The sequence below is a fragment of the Streptosporangium sp. NPDC050148 genome (genome assembly GCF_055586505.1).
Window position 1 is genome coordinate 98,853 of the sequence record NZ_JBVJIA010000015.1, and the last position, 15,767, is coordinate 114,619.

Consider the following 15,767-nt stretch of genomic DNA (forward strand, 5'->3'; position numbering starts at 1 on the left):
GGGCTGAACCGGCCGGGTGCGGGGCGCGTAGCTGGGGGTGTCACAGACGCGAACGCCCGTCACGAAGGAGACCCCGTTGGCCGGTTCCATCGACCGCGGCCGGATGCACGCCGCCGCGCACAGCCCGTCGGTCCTCTCGCTGATGCGGGCCGTGCCGGAGCGGAGCGCCGACCTGGTCGACTTCTGCGTCCCGGGCAACCCGTACTTCCCGCCCCCCGAGGTCTTCGGCATCCTGGAGCGCGACCTCGCCGCGCTCCTGAGGTTCCGCCCCAGCGACGCCGACACGATCACGGCCGAGCTCTGCGGGGTGCTGGGACTGAACCCGCAGACCGTCGTCATGGGCAACGGGTCGACGGAGCTGATCACCTGGATCGACCACCTGCTGGTCAGGGAGAGCCTGGCGATCCCCATCCCCACCTTCGGCCGCTGGACCGACCAGCCGCTGGAGACGGGAAAACGGGTGGACATGTACCCGCTGCAGGAGAGCCAGGGCTTCGCGCTGGACGTGGACGCCTTCGTCAACTTCGTCCGGCAGCGCGGCTCGCGGGTGGCGGTCGTCTGCAACCCCAACAACCCCGACGGCGGCTACCTGCGCCGCCACGAGGTCATCGCCCTGCTGGACCGGCTCGTCGACCTGGACCTGGTCGTGGTGGACGAGTCGTTCATCGACTTCGTCGACGCCGAGCCGTACGCGAGCGTCGCGGGCGAGGCCGCGATCCGGCCGAACGTGGTCGTGCTGAAGAGCCTGGGCAAGAACTTCGGGCTGCACGGCGTCCGCTTCGGGTACATGGTGGCCAATCCCGCGCTGGCCGCCCGGGTGCGCGGGGCGCTGCCGACGTGGAACCTGAACTCCTTCGCCGAGACCGTGGTCTTCATGACCCGCCGGTACCTGCCCGAGTACCTGGAGAGCCTGCGGCTGCTCGCCCTGGACCGCGAGTCGATGCACTACCAGCTGACCCGGGTCCCGGGCCTGACGGTCTTCCCCTCCCAGGGCAACTTCCTGCTGGTACGGCTCCCCATGGGCAGGGACGGCGTCACCCTGCGCGACCGGCTGCTCGACGAGCACGGCCTGTTCGTCCGCGAGTGCGGCAACAAGCTCGGCATGACCGGCCAGTTCGTGCGCCTGGCGGTCCGGCCGGAGGGGGAGGTGCGGCGCCTGGTCAGCGGGTTGTACGCGGTGCTCTACGAGAGCGGGGACAGGACACCGGTCCCCGTACCCCTGCCGCCCCCGCCGCAGCCGATCCCGACGCCGCTGTACGACCCCCTGCCCGGAAACGGGCAGGTCTCGCAGTACGACCCGATGGCGACGGTCGCGCCGGTACCGCTGTACGAGGGAGACCGCCGCTTCGACATGCTCTCGGGTGGCCTGCCGCCCTCTCCGTGACCGGGGCGGCCGCCTCCCGCGGGGGGACCGGGAGGCGACCGCGGTCGTGCGGCGCCGTCAGCAGGTCAGCAGACGCTGAGCCTGCTGTTGACCATGGTGTTGTTCCGCACCACGGTGCCGCTGCCGCACGGGTTCTCGATGATCGCCGAGTCGGTCACCCGCAGGTTCTGGATCGTGACGTTCGCGTTCACCGGGAACTCGGTCCGGGAGGCGAGCCGGATGTCACCGGGGCCGGTCACGCTCCCCCCGCTCTGCGCGATGGTGACGTTGTAGCAGTTCTCGACCAGGATGGAGTTGCTCCCGGTCTGGGCGATGTCCACCCGGTCGATGACCGCGCCGCCGCTCTCGGAGACGCAGAAGATCCCGCGCCCGCCACCGCGCGCGACCACCTGGCCGACCCGGACGTTCGTCGGGTACGAGCCGCCTATCCGGCCGTTGCGGTTCGCCATCCGGAACGCCGCGTAGCCGGTGCCGGTCCCGGCGCCCTGGGCGTCGACCAGGCCGACCGTGGCGTTGATCGTGTCGTTCAGCAGCAGCCCGGACTCGCCGGTGTTGCGGGCCGTCACCGTGCCGACGGTCAGGCCGTCCAGGCCGTAGGTCTCCACGCCGTGCGCGCTCGTCCCGGAGACGTACACGTTGTCGATCCGCACGTTCCGGGTCCGGACGCTGCGGTCGCCGTGGTTGTCGACGCGGATGCCGAGGCCGCGTGAGACCCGGATGTCGATCTGCCCGAGCGTGATGTTCGTGCCGTTCCTGACGAAGATCCCGTACAGCGGGGCGCCGGTGATCCTGAGGTTCTGCACCTCGACGTCCCGCACGCCGCGCGCGTACACCACGGCCTGGTCGCCGCTGCCGGAGCCGGTCACGTTCACCGTGCCGCAGACGTCCAGCACGGTGTAACTCGGCAGCGAGAGCCGGGACCCGGCGCTCATCGAACCCGAGCCCCGCACCACGACCCGCTGCTTGGAGGTCCGGCCCGAGGTCAGGCTGCCCACGGCCGCCTGCATGGCCGAGAGCATGCTGGTGCCGGTGTAGACGGTCCGGGAGCCGTTGCGCGCGGTCCAGGTGCTGCCGCTCAGCACGGCCTCGGCGTTGTACGAGCCGTCGCCGCAGGCCATCCGGGCCCTGCTCGCCCTGCTCGCCGTGCCCGCAGTGCCCGCAGTGCCCGCCGTGCCCGCAGTGCCCGTGCCGCCGCCGGCCGTGGCCGTCGTACGGGTCGCGCCCGCCGCGTGCGCCGGGGCGGTGGTCCCGGCCGTGCCCGCCATGGCGGGGGCGGGGGCGGTCAGCGCCGTCGCCACCAGGACCATGCCGGTGAGGGCCGCCGCGATCGGGCCGGATCGCCGGTGGCGGGCCGGTGCTCTGCCGTCGTTGCCGTCCTTGTTCATGTTCGGCTCCTTCACAGGGGGGGACAGCCGCGTGCCGCGCCCCGGAGTGCGACGGGACGGTCGCGCCGCGCCCCGCCGTGCTCCGGGGCGCTCCGGGGCGCTCCGTCGCGCTCCGCCCGCCGGCCCGGTCGCGAGCGGGCGGCGGGGGACCGGCGTCACGCGCCTGCCGGTGTGGCGAGGAGTCTCACAGCGCCGGAACGGCCCGTCAACGCGTCTCCTTGACGGGATTGAATCGTTTTTGTCATCCTGGGGCGGATCATCCGGCCCGAACTGGCCGGATGTCCGCACCGCCCGATTCCGGGATCCTGAAAATTTCATGCGCCGACGCCGTCCCCGTGACACCCGGGTGGGCCGTACGTCCCGATCGCCGGGTAGATCCTTCTTGGAAGTGATAGCCGGCTTTCGTTTCGGTGGTAGCGTCGAAGACGTCCAACCGATCCGGCACGACGGAGGACCGCGCGATGACCGAGACACCGGTGATGCCCCTGCACATGCGGCGGGAGCGGTTCGATCCGGTCGAGGAGCTCGCCCGGGTCCGGGAGGGCGAGGGCGTCACCCGCATCATGACGATCTTCGGCACACCGGCCTACCTGGTGAGCCGGTACGAGGACGTCCGCGAGGTGCTCTCGGACGCGACCCGGTTCAGCAACGCCGGCTCGCAGCCCGTGCTGCGGCCCGACGCCCTGAGCAAGGAGGAGCTCGCCCGGCTCCAGGCCGGGCAGCTGCTCGCCTACGACCCGCCCGAGCACACCCGGCTGCGCCGGATGCTCACGCCCGAGTTCACCGTGCGCCGGATGCGCAGGCTGGAGCCGCGCATCGTCGAGATCGTCGACGCGGCCCTCGACGACCTCGAACGGGCCGGGAAGCCCGCCGACCTGGTCTCGCTCTTCGCGCTTCCGGTCCCCTCGCTGGTGATCTGCGAGCTGCTGGGCGTCCCGTACTCCGACCGCGAGGCGTTCCAGCGGCGCACCGGCCGGCTGCTCGACGTGTCGCTGCCCCTCGAACAGCGGACGGCCGCGCAGCTGGAGAACCGCGAGTACATGGGCCACCTGGTCGCGCGGGCCCGGGTGGAGCCGGGCGAGGACATGCTGGGCATGCTGGTGCGCGAGCACGGCGAGGACCTGACCGACGCCGAGCTGGCGGGCGTCTCCTCGCTGCTGCTGCTCGCCGGGCACGAGACGACCTCGAACATGCTCGGCCTCGGCACCCTGGCCCTGCTGCGCCACCCCGACCAGCTCGCCCTGGTCCGCGACGACCCCGAGCAGGTCGAACCCGCGGTGGAGGAGCTGCTGCGGTGGCTGTCCATCGTGCACTCCGGCGTGCCGCGCACCACCACGACCGAGGTGGAGATCGCCGGGCAGACCGTCCCCGAGGGCTCGCAGCTGATCCTGGCCCTCCCGGCCGCCAACCGTGACCCGGACTTCGTCGACGACCCCGAACGGCTCGACGTCACCCGGGGAGCCCCCGGCCACCTCGCGTTCGGGCACGGCGTGCACCACTGCCTCGGGGCGCCGCTGGCCCGGATGGAGATGCGGATCGCCTTCCCCGCACTGCTGCGCCGCTTCCCCGGCCTCGCGCTCGCCGTGCCGTACGAGGAGATCGAGTTCAAGGCCTTCCACGTCGTGTACGGGCTGCGCGAGCTCCCGGTCACCTGGTGAGGCGGGAGGGATCGCGATGAGGGCCGACGTCGAGCGGGACATCTGCATCGGGGCCGGGATGTGCGTGCTGACCGCGCCCGCGGTCTTCGACCAGGACGACGACGGCATCGTCGTCGTCCTGAGCGAGGAGATCGCTCCCGGGGACGAGACCGCCGTGCGGCGGGCCGTCACGCTCTGCCCCTCGGGGGCGATCCGGCCGCCACGCCAGGAGGCCGGGCAGTGAGCCGGACACGGCTGTTAACGTGGGCGAATGACGGCGACGCGAGGGCGGGGCCTGCGCTCCGACGCCGCGCGTAACCACGAGCGGATCGTCGTCGCGGCCGGGCACGCCTTCGAGGAGGCGGGGCCGGAGGTGACGCTGGAGGAGGTCGCCCGGCGCGCCGGTGTCGGCGTCGCCACGGTCTACCGGCGTTTCCGCTCCCGCGACCAGCTGGTGCGCGCCGTCTTCGCGCACCTGCTCACCACCGAGATCGAACCGGCCGTCGCGGTGGAGACCGGCGACCCGTGGCGCGACCTCGTCGGCTCCCTGGAGGCCACCGTCGGGGTGCTCGCCGGACGGCGGGTGATCCTCGCGCTCGCCCGCGAGACGGACGCGGTCGACGTCGAGAGCGTGCACCGTCACGTCCGCTCGATGGACCGGCTGCTGCGCCGCGCCGCCGCCGCCGGTCTCGTGCGGCCGGAGCTCCAGGGGCGGGACCTGGCCGCCGTCGTCGTGATGGCGCTGGCCACCGCGCATCCCGGCGACCCGGAGGGCGCCGGTCCCAGGCGCTACCTCGCGCTGCTCGTCGACGGGCTGCGACCGGCCCCGGCACCGCTGCCCCCGGCCCCAGCCCACGCCCCGCCCCACGCCTCGCCCCATGTGCCGCCCTCGTCCTCGGCGCCCGCGCGGTCGCCGTCCGCCCCGGCTCCGCGCCGCCGGCCCGGGGCGGACCCGCGGTGACCGGGCTGCACCCGCCCCGCAGGGTCGCGGAGTACCGGGCCAGGGGCTGGTGGCGGCCGACCTGTCCTCGCTGCGGCTCGTCGGGTCCGGCTCGGCGCCGCTGTCTCCCGCCATGGTCAGGGGCTGGCAGGACGACCACGGAATCGGGATCGTCAACTTCTTCGGCTCCAACGAGGGCATCGCGCTGCTCAGCGCCCCGGACGACGTGCCCGACCCCGAGCAGCGGGCCAGACTTCCCCCGGTACGGCGCGCCGGGCCGTACCTGGAGCTCCCGGACCTCCCGGCAGGTGTCGGTACGGCTGGTCGACCGCGGCACCGGTGAGGAGATCACCGAGCCCGGCCGCCCGGGGGAACTGCGGATCAAGGGACCGACGGTCTTCCCCGGCTACCTGGACGGCGACCGGATGCCCGACCCCTTCGACGAGCACGGCTACCTCAGGACCGGTGACGTCTTCGAGATCGCCGGGGAGCACGGGGAGTTCCTGCGCTACGCCGGCCGGACCGGGGACCTGATCGTCAGGGGCGGTGTGAACATCTCCCCGGCGGAGCTGGAGGGCCTGATCGCCACCCATCCCGCCGTCCGGGACGTGGCGGTCGTCGGCTACCCGGACGAGGTGATGGGGGAGCGGGTGTGCGCGGTGGTCGTGCCGCGTGACGGACATGAGAATGGACCGTGCCTTTCTCGTGTCCGCCGGGAACCGATGCGGGAAAGGCCGATTTACGGTCGGCCGTATGTGCGGACGTTTACTCCGGGCGCCGGGCGGTCCTTTTCCGGTCCGGTCCTCCCGCCCGGTGACATCGGCCCGGGAACGGTGGCGAGGAAACGCCGGCACGGAAAAGCGGATCCGGAAAAACCGGTCCGGGACATCGCCCGCCCGCGGAAGACGTGCGTTTTCCCCGGCCCCTTTTCGTGAGAGGTCTTCGCGGTGAACGGGTGCGGTCGCGTTCACCCCTGACCCATAATCACCGTCAGGAACACGCGAAACATGAAAAGGGAGTGCTGCGTTGCACGGCAGAACCTCTCCGCTGTTCGTCGGCAGGAAACGGGAGCTGGAGTTCCTCGGGGAGGCGTGGCAGGCGGCGAGGCGTCGTGACACGCGGATCGTGGGCGTCCGCGGCGTGCCGGGAATCGGCAAGACCGAGCTGGTCGAGCGTTTCCTGCACACCGTCCCCGGCGTGCCGGTCGTGCGTGCCTTCGGCGACGAGGAGGCGTCCGCCCATCCCTGGGGGGTGCTGAACCAGATCGCCGAGCAGCTGCCGACGCCGGTGCTGGCCCGGACGCTGGCGGGCCAGGGCGAGGCGGCCTTCGTCGGCCAGGCCCTCGCGGCCGAGCTGGCCGCGGCGGGAGAGCTGATCGTGGTCGTCGACGACGCGCACTGCGGCGACCGGCAGTCGATGACCGCGCTCCGCCTGGCGGCCAGGCGCCTGCGCACCGCCCAGGTCCTGCTCCTGGTCGTCCACCAGGCCGCCGCCCACCCCGAGGGAGCCGATCCGGGCACGCCCCGCCTGGAGCTGCACGAGGGCTGGGCGCGCCTGTTCGACTCGGCGCAGGGACGCCTGATCCAGGTCGACGGGCTCGGCCCCGACGACCTGGTGAGACTCGCCGTCGCGACCGGTCACGACGGCCTCACCCCCTCCGGCGCCAGGAGGCTGCACGAGCACACCGACGGCAACGTCCTGCACGCGGTCCTGCTGCTGGACCAGGTGGAGATGCACTCGATCAACTTCGGCAACGGCCCGCTGCCCGCCCCCCGCGGCATGACCCAGGCGGTCGTGTCGCGGCTGGCCTCGTGCGGCCGCCGTACCCGCGAGGTCGTCGGCGCGGCGGCGGTGCTCGGCCGCCGGTTCGGCCTGGCCGACCTGCGCGCGCTCTCCGGTGTCGCCGACGTCACCGCGCCCGTCGCCGAGGCCGTGGACGCGGGGCTGATCAAGGAGATCCCCGGTACGGCCGGGCAGGAGTTCGCGTTCACCACCCTGCTCGTCTGGGACCGCATCTACTACGACTCCGGTGTCGAGCGGCGCCGCGCCCTGCACCGTGACGCCGCCCGGCTCGGCGGCCCCAGCGCCCTCTGGCACGGGATCGCCGCGTCCGGCGGCGGCACGGACGGCGAGCTCGCCGCGCTGGCCGAGCGCGAGGCCCGGTCCCACCTGTCCCGGGGCAGGCTCCCCCTGGCGGCGGTCTACGCCCGGCACGCCGCCGAGCTCACCCCGCCGGGCCCGGACCGGCTGGCGCGCCTGCTGACGGCCGCCGAGACGCTCCTGGTCTCCGGGGACGCCACCGTCGCCCGCCGCTACGAGAGCGAGATCCTCGCCGCGCCGCCGGGGCCCTGGCGCGACTACGTCGCCGGCTACCAGGCCCTGATCGCGGGCCGCGTCGCCGAGGCCAGGCGGCTGTTCGCCCGGGCGCTGGAGGCGGCCGGGAGCGGGGCGGAGAGCCCGCACGCCCCGGCCGACCTGCGGGCGCGCATCGCGGCCCAGCTCGCGATCATCGGCGTCGTCGAGATCTCGTACCCGGAGATGGTCGAGTACGGCACCGCGGCCGTCGCGGCCGGCAGCCGCGAGCCCTGGGTGGGGGCGTTCGCCTGGTTCGCCCGGTCGCTGGGCTGGGCGCTGGCCGGGCGCGCCGAGGAGGCCCTCGCCTCGCTGGCCGACGCCGACCTGCCCGGTTCGGCGGCGGGACTGGACGGCCTGGTGGCCCGCGGGATGATCCGGCTGTGGACCGACGACCTGGAGGGCGCCTGCGCCGACCTGCGGGAGGGCGTCGCCCGCGCCACCCGGGGCGAGGCGCTGCGGGTCGGCCAGGCCCTCGGCTTCCTCGGCGAGGCCGAGTACCGGCGCGGCAGGCTGGACGACGCCGTCCGCTTCACCCGGCTCGCCGTCGGCGACGCCGAGGAGAACGAGCGGGTCTGGGACTACGCCCTGCTGCACGCGCTGGCCTGCTACCCCCGCGCGGCCCGGGGCGAGTGGGAGCCCGCGCGCGAGCACGCCCGGCAGGCCGCCGAGTGGGCACCGGTCGTGGACAGCAGGGTGAGCATCGTCTACGCGGCCGGCGCGCGGGCCGCGATCGCCCAGGCCCGGGACGACGCCCGGCGGCTGCTCGAGGCGGCCTCGACCATCGAGGCGCACTACGACTCGCTGGAGCCCGGCACCCACCTGTTCGGGCCGGTGGGCGCCGACGCGCTCTCCCGGCTCGGCAGGCCCGACGAGGCCGAGGAGTCGCTGGCCGCCTTCGCCGACCGGGCCGCGCCGAGCGGGCGCCGTTCCGCGCTGATGACCATCGCCAGGGTGCGGGCCCAGATCGCCGCCGCCCGCGGCGACCACGCGCGCGCCACCGGCGACTGCGAGGAGGCCCGCGACCTGGCCCGGCAGGTGGGGCTGCCGATCGAGGCGGGCAGGATCGACCTGGTGGCCACGCGCTCCCTGCACGCCCGCGGCCGGCACGCCGAGGCGGAACGGCTGCTGCGACGGGCGCTGGTCGCCTTCAACCGCACCGGTGCCGCCGCCTACGCCGCTCTCGCGCTGGCCACGGCCGGGGAGCTCAGGCTCTCGGTGGACGGTCCCAACGCCGCCTTCGGCACCCTCACCGGGGCCGAGCGTGAGGTCGTGGCGATGGTCTGCGAGGGCCTGACCACCCGCCGGATCGCGGAGCGGCGCTCGGTGGCCATCAGCACCGTGGAGACCCAGCTCAACCGCATCTACGCCAAGCTGAACGTCACCAACCGGATCGAACTGCGCGCCGTGCTGTCGGAGCCCGGTGACTGAACCGGCCGGGGCGGCGGACGGGCGGCGGACGGACGGCGGACGGGCTCTGCGCGGGTCGCGCACGAGCGATGCACGATCGGTCCACGGGCGGTCCACGGGCGGTCCACGATCGGTCCGTGGGCGGTCCGCGGGGCGCGCGCGGAGGGCGCACGGAGGGCGCACGGATGGCGCACGGATGGCGCACGGATGGCGTCGAGGTACCCGCGGTGATCCGTAGGGGTGTTCCCCGGACGCGTCCGGGATCGGGGGCCACTACCGTGGGCGCCTGCCAGAGCGCAGGGAGACGGACGCCCCGACAGGAGGCCGGAATGCGGTTGACCATAGACGTCCACAGGACCGCGGGCGGTCACCTCGCCGGGACGGTGGAGGACGAGGCGGAACGGCCCCTGCCCTTCCACGGTGTCATCGAGCTGGTCACCCTCCTGGAGAACCACCTGGACGGGTGAGCGCGGACCGCGACCGGATCCGCGCCGTCCCGCGCACGGCCCGGCCGCGCACGCCGGTGACGGAGAACGCCGTTCACGGAGCGCCACGACGAGGGGGAGAGCACCCGATGGGCACCACGTCCCACCCCGGGAGGGCGGCCCGATGAACGCCACCCTGACGATCTTCGTACCGCCGACCGACGGCGGCCACGACCTGCTGGACACCTGGGTACGGCCGATCTGCGCGCGTCTGGGGATCCGCCTGCTGGCCGCGCTCCCGGGCGCCGGCACGGCCGCCGTCCTCGCGGCCCGGCGAGCCTCGGCGTTCGTGGTTTGGGACTGCTCGGTGGAGGGCCCCGAGGACGTCTACGCCACCTTCGACATGCGCGCCAAGCTCGACCCCGGCAGCATCGTGCTGAGCCGTACCCCGCTGCCCCGCAACGTGCTGACCCGCGCCGGTCACGCCCCGGTCCACGGGGAGACCATGGAGAACGCGGAGCTGGCGGAGTGGCTGGAGCGGCGGCTGCGCCGCGTGCTGGGCGTCCCCTCGCCGCCCGCCCCGGGCCCCTCCCGGTCCCCGGGGCACTACTGGATGTTCGACCACCCTGCGGACTACTTCCTCAGCTTCCACCCCGCGATGCGGCGGGAGGCGGAGGAGTGGCGGGCCGGGTTCGAACGGGCCCACTCGGTCACCGTACGGACGGTGCCGCCCCGCGAGTACTCCTACCCCGGCGAGGTGGTCACCCGGCAGCAGATGTGGGAGGGCGTGGCACGGCTGATGTACGAGATCATCGGAACCGGCCGGGTCATCGTCCTTCCCGGGCCGGACCACTTCTCGTCCTTCTGGCCGGTGAGCGAGCTGCTCGCCACGCTCTGGCTGCTGCCCCGCGGCTCCACACCCCCCATGATCACCTCGGCGCACGTGGCCCGCCCCTCGGGCGCCATCCGGCGGTTCGAGCACCTGACCGCCCGCTCCGTGCTGGGCGTCCCCCGCCTGAGCGACGCCCACGCCGACCGCTTCGCCCGGCTCATCAACAACTCCGACCCGATCACCACCGTGCCACGGGTCCGGCGTCTTCCCCAGGAGCCGGGCGGGATCGTCACCGGGACGGTCAAGCATCTCGGGCACCACGATCCGGAACTGGACGGCCCGGGGTTCTGGGACGAGCTGCGGGTGCCCTGCCCGGTCTGCGCCCCCACCGGCGGGAACGCGGCCACGGTGGACTGGGGACGGCACATGGACCTGGGCTGGGGGAGCGGGGTGGACCACTACGGCCACTTCACCGTCCGGCGCGAGGAGCTCGGCCCGGCGGGCGTTCGCTGTCCCGGGTGCGGTACCCACCTGCGGTTCGTCAACGACCACGGTGTCCGCACGCTCTGGACGCCGTCGTCCGAGGGCGGGTCCGACCGGGACGGGCCGCTGATCCGGCGCGACCCCGTCTGGCAGGTGCTGCCCGACGACCGGCGGTCCGCCGAGACGGTCCCCGACGGCAGGAGCGCTCTGCTCGGGGAACGTCCCGGCAGGAGGCGGGCCGCCGAGGCGCGGTGGATCCCGGTGCGCAGCTCCGTCCGGCTCGGTGAGGTGGGCCGCTGAGTCCGGAGCGCCGAGCCGGTGCGGTGAGCCGGTGCGGTGAGCCGGTGCGCCGAACCGGTGCGGTGAGTTCGGTGGGGTGAGTTCGGTGGGGTGAGTTCGGTGGGGTGAGAGGAAGAGGGACGGACCCGATGGAACACGACTCCTTTCCGGTCTGGGGACCGGAGCATCCGGGTGACACCGGCTCCGAGGCGATGCCGGACGACGCGGGCCGGCGAGCCGACCGGGAACGCCGTCTCGCCCTGGCGCTCGGCAGGTCCGACCTGCTCGGCGCCGCCGAACGCCACCGGGGGGCGCTCACCGCGAGCGAGGAGGCCGTGCGGATCGCCCGGCGGCTCACCCACGACGACCGTGAGGCGTACCTGCCCGACCTCGCCCTGTGCCTGGCGAACGTGGCGGCGCGCTACGTCCGCCTGGGCCGCAGGCACGAAGCGGTCGACGCGGGACGCGAGGCCGTGGCCCTTCGGCGCGAGCTGGCGGTGACGCGTCCCGACGAGCACCTTCCGCACCTCGCGGGCTCGCTGAACGCCCTGGCCTGCGACCTGAGCCGGATCGGCCTGCCCGAACCGGCCCTGGACGCCGCCCGCGAGGCGGTGGACCTCTACCGGGAACTCGCCGCGCGCGACCCGGCGTACGAGCCCGAGCTCGCCATGGCGCTGCACACCCTGGCGCAGCGGACCGCGTCCCTGGAGCGGCTGGAGGAGGCCGTGACCCACAGCGCCCGCGCCGTCTCGATCCGCAGACGGCTCGCCGAGGAGGACCCCTCGGCCTGCTCGGCGACCCTCGCCACCGCGCTGCACGTCCTCGGCTGCCGGCTGGCCGCGCTGGGACGCCGCGAGGAGGCCGTCGACGCCTACGCCGAGGCGGTGACCATCCGCGGGCGGCTGGCCGGGTCCCCCGGGGCCCGGCCCGCGGACCACGACCATCTGGCCGCCGTGGCCAGGGAGTGGGCGGACCTCCTCGTGGAGACCGGACGCCTCGTCGAGGCCGTGGAGGCACTGGAGATCGCCAGGACGGCCTGCCTGAGCGCGGGGGACGTCGAACGGGCGGAGCGGCCGGCCACCCTGCCGGAACACCCGGGAGGAAGCCGCGTCTGAGGCGGAGCCCCGTCCCGGGCCTCACCGTGGAGCCCCGCACCGGTGACGGTGAGAGGGCGGTGCCGGGAGCCAGGAGCCGTCCGTGACGGGCGCCCGGGAGGATCCGTCAGGTGAGGCAGCCCCCGACTCCCTGGAGCGCGCCCCGGTTGAAGGCGCTCAGGCGCTGCGCGGCGGTGCCGTGGTCGTTCACGTCCGTCCAGGGGGTGTCGTCGGCGTGCTGCCGCAGGGCGGCGGCGATCTCCCGGGTGTCCCCCTCCTCGAAGTGGAGCGTGCCGTCCTCACCGGCCCCCCACAGCGTCGCGCCGGCGAGGCAGTCGGCCTGCAGCTCGATCTGCCGGGACACCAGCCGCTGCGGGATGCGGGCCTGGACGGCGTGGCTCCACTCGTGCGCGACGATCAGGTAGATCCAGGCGTCCCCCTGCCGGTATCCCATGCTCATGAGGTCCACGTCCCACGCCACGAAGTCGTAGGGCGGCCAGCAGTACAGGGCGTTGTCGTCGGGGAGCGGGTATCCGTGGCACGTCGGCGTGCGGCCCCGTCCGGTGTCGTAGCCGCCACGGCCGTGGACCCCGTCGCCGTACATGCCGTCATAGCCCTCGCCGTACCCCCCGTCCCCGTAGCCCTCCTCGTAGCCTTCGTCCCCGTAGCCTTCGTCCCCGTAGGCACCGTCCCCGTAGGCGCCGTTCCCGCGGGCCCCGTCGTAGGTGCCGAGAACGCGCGGGGAGGAATAACGGCCGGGGAAGAATTCCGACCAGTGCGTTTCCCAGAAACGGTCGATGACGTATCGGGCGCTGCCGATGTCCTCGTACATGTCGTCGAGACGTGTCGCGGCGGAAACGGACGCGGGGGCTTTTTCGCTCCCTTCGGCCGCGGTGACCTCGGCCGGGACGGCCACCAGCAGGCTCACCACCAACGCGACGCACATGAGACGAGCGATTCCCCGTCGTGACGCGACCATGGCCTCCCCTGTCACCGGCGGCCGTCGGGATGACGCGCGGTGCCTCGTCGGTGCGGAGCCTCAACGGCAGGGGCATCGTATGACAAAGTAATGCGCACGAAAAAGTGCACTGCGCGACAGTGGTAATCGCCGCCTCAATGGCGTAAACGCGCCGGAGAATCACCGGGACCGGTCTTTCCGATCCGGTACGGTGGCCGTGCCGCACGGCCCGGCGCCTGCTGATCCGGCATCGGGGACGCCGGTGTCATGGAAGGGGATCCTGCGCGCCCGGCCGCTCGATCCGGTGCGGTCCGGCCACTTGATCCGGTGCGGTCCGGCCACTTGATCCTGCGCGGCCCGGCCGCTCACGGTCAGCGGCCGGAAGGGCCGGGTCTCCGGGCCGCGAGCCGTTCGATGACGCCGGCCTTGAAGCGCTCGTGGCGCTCGACGGTGAATCCCATCGCGCGCACCTCGAGTATCGGCCGCCGGCGGTAGTGCTCCTCGGCCGTCGGCACGCTGAGCGCGTCCAGCAGGCCCTGCAGCACCCGGACCGGCCAGGACGACGACGCCACATGATCGGCCAGGAGCAGCGTCCCGCCCGGCCGCAGGACCCGCGCCATCTCGGCGAGCGCCACCCGCTCGTCGGGAATGCCGCACAGCGCGAACGTGCACACGACCGTGTCGAAGCTTTCGTCGCCGAAGGGCAGCGCCCGCGCGTCACCGTGCCGCAGGTCGGCCTCCCGGCCGAGGTCGCCGGCGCGACGCCTGGCCACCGCCAGCATCGGGACGCTCCACTCCACGCCGGTGAGCCGCACGTCGCCGGGGTAGTGGGCGAGGTTCAGGCCGGTGCCGACGGCCACCTCCAGCGTCTCGCCGGTGGCCTGACCGCACAGCCAGGGGCGGGTGTCGGCGAAGAAGCGGCGTTCGGCGAGCGCCATCCGCCGGTCGTAGGAGCCGGCCTGCCGGTCCCAGTACCGGCGCAGCCGCGCGTCGCGCGGCGAGGTGTCTGACACCGGGCCACCCTAACCCTCCCCGGGCGGGTGTGGGCGGCACGCCGCCCGGCCCCACGCCTCCGTCGGGTCTCACGGGGCCGTTCCGGCACCTCACCGGCACCCACCGGACCCGGGCACCGGGCCCGAGTGCTTGGCCCGAGCCCTAGACCCGGACCCGGGCCCCGGTGGCGCGCAGCAGGGAAAACGGTGAAATTCGGGCGGACCGACCAGTTTCGGTCGCCGGCGGTGTCCGACCATATGAGAGGGACCACAGGAGAGAAGGAGCCACCATGCGAGGGATCCCGCCGGCCGGGGGGACCGACTCCCCGGCCCATGCCCGGCGCCCGGCCGACGAGCTGCTGGCGCTGGCGCGCGGAGGGGACGGTGAGGCGTTCCGCGATCTCGTCGAGCCCTACCGGCGTGAGCTCCAGGTGCACTGCTACCGCATCCTCGGCTCGGTGCAGGACGCCGAGGACCTGCTGCAGGAGACGCTGCTGGCGGCATGGCGCGGCATCGGCGGCTACGAGGAACGCGCGTCGGTACGGACGTGGCTCTACCGGATCGCCACCAACCGCTGTCTCAACCTGCTGCGGGCCGGTGCCCGCCGCCCGCACGAGTACGCGGCCTACCAGCCCGGGATCCCGTTGCCCGAGCCGTCGCACCGCCGGGAGGAACCGAGCTGGCTGGAGCCGTACCCGGACGTGCTGCTCGACGAGATCGCCGACCGCACGCCCGGACCGGAGGCGCGGTACGAGGTCAGGGAGTCGATCTCCCTGGCGTTCCTGGCGGCGCTGCAGCAGCTGCCGCCCAGGCAGCGTGCCGTGCTGGTGCTGCGCGACGTCCTGGAGTTCCGGGCCGGCGAGGTGGCGGGCATGCTCGACACCACCGAGAACGCGGTGACCAGCGCGCTCAGACGGGCACGGAGCGCGCTGGCGCACGAACTGCCCGGCCCCGGCCGGGAGAGCGCTCCGCTGCCGCACTCGCCGCTGGAGCGCCGGATCACGGACGATTTCAGCCGCGCGTTCGAGGCCGGGGACGTCGGCGCGATCGTGGCCATGCTGACCGACGACGCGTCGCTGAGCATGCCTCCGCTGCCGCTGGAGTACCGGGGCCCGGACGCGATCGGGAACTTCCTGGCCACGATCGCGCTGCGCGCCGGTCGCCGGCACGTGATGATCCCGACGCGGGCGAACGGGCAACCGGCGTTCGGCTGCTACCGGCGCGACCCCGGGACGCCGATCCTGCACGCGCACGGGGTGTTCGTCCTGACCCTCGCCGGTGACCGGATCGCCGCGCTGACGCGGTTCCTGGACAACTCGCTCCTGGCGGCGTTCGGGCTCCCGCGGTCGCTGCGCGACTGACCGGCCGCGTACGGGACGGGGATCCGGCGCGGGCGCCGGCGGCGCGCCCGGGGAGCGGCGCGGGCGCCGGCGGCGCGCCCGGGGAGCGGCGCGGGCGGGGAGCCACGCCCGGGGGCGGGCGGGGCCGCGGGGACCCCGGCGGGCGTCGTCCGCCCGGGCGTCCACCGACGGCCCGCGACATCCGTGTCATTAACGACATTCAAGACATTCGAGCAGGGGGAGAGACCGTGGGTAC

Annotated in this window: 14 protein-coding genes; 11 read left to right on the plus strand and 3 right to left on the minus strand. The window is 73.9% G+C overall.

All coding sequences use genetic code 11. The annotated features are described in order from the left end of the window. The first annotated feature begins 76 nt into the window (after positions 1–76). Entirely contained in the window at positions 77–1,384 is a 1,308-nt protein-coding gene (locus ACZ6RT_RS18685) for a pyridoxal phosphate-dependent aminotransferase (RefSeq protein WP_470154942.1), read from the plus strand. Between the two features lie 65 nt (positions 1,385–1,449). Here the strand turns inward: ACZ6RT_RS18685 and ACZ6RT_RS18690 are convergent, their stop codons facing one another. Next, positions 1,450–2,769, minus strand: coding sequence for a right-handed parallel beta-helix repeat-containing protein (locus ACZ6RT_RS18690; RefSeq protein WP_470154943.1), 1,320 nt, complete (start codon positions 2,767–2,769; stop codon positions 1,450–1,452). A 461-nt stretch (positions 2,770–3,230) separates the two neighbouring features. Here ACZ6RT_RS18690 and ACZ6RT_RS18695 point away from each other — a divergent pair, with 461 nt between their 5' ends. The 9 genes from ACZ6RT_RS18695 (at position 3,231) to ACZ6RT_RS18735 (ending at position 12,242) form a co-directional block, all read left to right on the plus strand. Beyond that, entirely contained in the window at positions 3,231–4,427 is a 1,197-nt protein-coding gene (locus tag ACZ6RT_RS18695; RefSeq protein ID WP_470154945.1) for a cytochrome P450, read from the plus strand. Between the two features lie 16 nt (positions 4,428–4,443). Beyond that, a complete protein-coding gene (locus ACZ6RT_RS18700) occupies positions 4,444–4,650 on the plus strand; it encodes a ferredoxin (protein WP_470154947.1) in 207 nt (68 codons plus the stop codon). A gap of 27 nt (positions 4,651–4,677) precedes the next feature. Beyond that, a complete protein-coding gene (locus tag ACZ6RT_RS18705; protein WP_470154949.1) occupies positions 4,678–5,367 on the plus strand; it encodes a TetR/AcrR family transcriptional regulator in 690 nt (229 codons plus the stop codon). A gap of 49 nt (positions 5,368–5,416) precedes the next feature. Continuing rightward, complete coding sequence (locus ACZ6RT_RS18710; protein WP_470154951.1) at positions 5,417–5,689, plus strand: hypothetical protein; 273 nt, start codon at positions 5,417–5,419, stop codon at positions 5,687–5,689. Further along, positions 5,655–6,281, plus strand: coding sequence for an AMP-binding enzyme (locus tag ACZ6RT_RS18715; protein WP_470154953.1), 627 nt, complete (start codon positions 5,655–5,657; stop codon positions 6,279–6,281). Before ACZ6RT_RS18710 ends, ACZ6RT_RS18715 begins: the two co-directional genes overlap by 35 nt. A 91-nt stretch (positions 6,282–6,372) precedes the next feature. Further along, complete coding sequence (locus tag ACZ6RT_RS18720; protein WP_470154955.1) at positions 6,373–9,129, plus strand: AAA family ATPase; 2,757 nt, start codon at positions 6,373–6,375, stop codon at positions 9,127–9,129. A gap of 308 nt (positions 9,130–9,437) precedes the next feature. Continuing rightward, on the plus strand, positions 9,438–9,575 hold the full coding sequence (locus tag ACZ6RT_RS18725; RefSeq protein WP_399195643.1) for a hypothetical protein: 138 nt from the start codon (positions 9,438–9,440) through the stop codon (positions 9,573–9,575). 142 nt (positions 9,576–9,717) lie between these two features. After that, positions 9,718–11,148 carry a hypothetical protein gene (locus ACZ6RT_RS18730; RefSeq protein ID WP_470154957.1) on the plus strand — a complete coding sequence of 477 codons (1,431 nt, stop codon included), beginning with the start codon at positions 9,718–9,720 and terminating at the stop codon, positions 11,146–11,148. 128 nt (positions 11,149–11,276) lie between these two features. After that, positions 11,277–12,242: a tetratricopeptide repeat protein gene (locus ACZ6RT_RS18735; protein WP_470154958.1), complete on the plus strand. Its 966-nt coding sequence runs from the start codon at positions 11,277–11,279 to the stop codon at positions 12,240–12,242. A 106-nt stretch (positions 12,243–12,348) separates the two neighbouring features. Here the strand turns inward: ACZ6RT_RS18735 and ACZ6RT_RS18740 are convergent, their stop codons facing one another. Together ACZ6RT_RS18740 and ACZ6RT_RS18745 are read right to left on the minus strand one after the other, a co-directional pair. Beyond that, positions 12,349–13,167 (minus strand): neutral zinc metallopeptidase, encoded by an 819-nt coding sequence (locus ACZ6RT_RS18740; RefSeq protein ID WP_470154960.1) that lies wholly within the window; start codon positions 13,165–13,167, stop codon positions 12,349–12,351. A 383-nt stretch (positions 13,168–13,550) separates the two neighbouring features. Beyond that, positions 13,551–14,192: a class I SAM-dependent methyltransferase gene (locus ACZ6RT_RS18745; RefSeq protein WP_470154962.1), complete on the minus strand. Its 642-nt coding sequence runs from the start codon at positions 14,190–14,192 to the stop codon at positions 13,551–13,553. A gap of 269 nt (positions 14,193–14,461) precedes the next feature. Between ACZ6RT_RS18745 and ACZ6RT_RS18750 the strand changes: the two genes are divergently transcribed. Continuing rightward, a complete protein-coding gene (locus tag ACZ6RT_RS18750; protein WP_470154964.1) occupies positions 14,462–15,532 on the plus strand; it encodes a sigma-70 family RNA polymerase sigma factor in 1,071 nt (356 codons plus the stop codon). The last annotated feature ends 235 nt before the right edge of the window (positions 15,533–15,767 follow it).

Bases quoted from the DNA above. Each gene is read 5' to 3' on its own strand.
- ACZ6RT_RS18690 (WP_470154943.1), bottom strand. From the start codon at position 2,769: ATGAACAAGGACGGCAACGACGGCAGAGCACCGGCCCGCCACCGGCGA.
- ACZ6RT_RS18740 (WP_470154960.1), bottom strand. From the start codon at position 13,167: ATGTGCGTCGCGTTGGTGGTGAGCCTGCTGGTGGCCGTCCCGGCCGAG.
- ACZ6RT_RS18730 (WP_470154957.1), top strand. From the start codon at position 9,718: ATGAACGCCACCCTGACGATCTTCGTACCGCCGACCGACGGCGGCCAC.
- ACZ6RT_RS18700 (WP_470154947.1), top strand. From the start codon at position 4,444: ATGAGGGCCGACGTCGAGCGGGACATCTGCATCGGGGCCGGGATGTGC.
- ACZ6RT_RS18750 (WP_470154964.1), top strand. From the start codon at position 14,462: ATGCGAGGGATCCCGCCGGCCGGGGGGACCGACTCCCCGGCCCATGCC.
- ACZ6RT_RS18705 (WP_470154949.1), top strand. From the start codon at position 4,678: ATGACGGCGACGCGAGGGCGGGGCCTGCGCTCCGACGCCGCGCGTAAC.
- ACZ6RT_RS18725 (WP_399195643.1), top strand. From the start codon at position 9,438: ATGCGGTTGACCATAGACGTCCACAGGACCGCGGGCGGTCACCTCGCC.
- ACZ6RT_RS18695 (WP_470154945.1), top strand. From the start codon at position 3,231: ATGACCGAGACACCGGTGATGCCCCTGCACATGCGGCGGGAGCGGTTC.
- ACZ6RT_RS18735 (WP_470154958.1), top strand. From the start codon at position 11,277: ATGGAACACGACTCCTTTCCGGTCTGGGGACCGGAGCATCCGGGTGAC.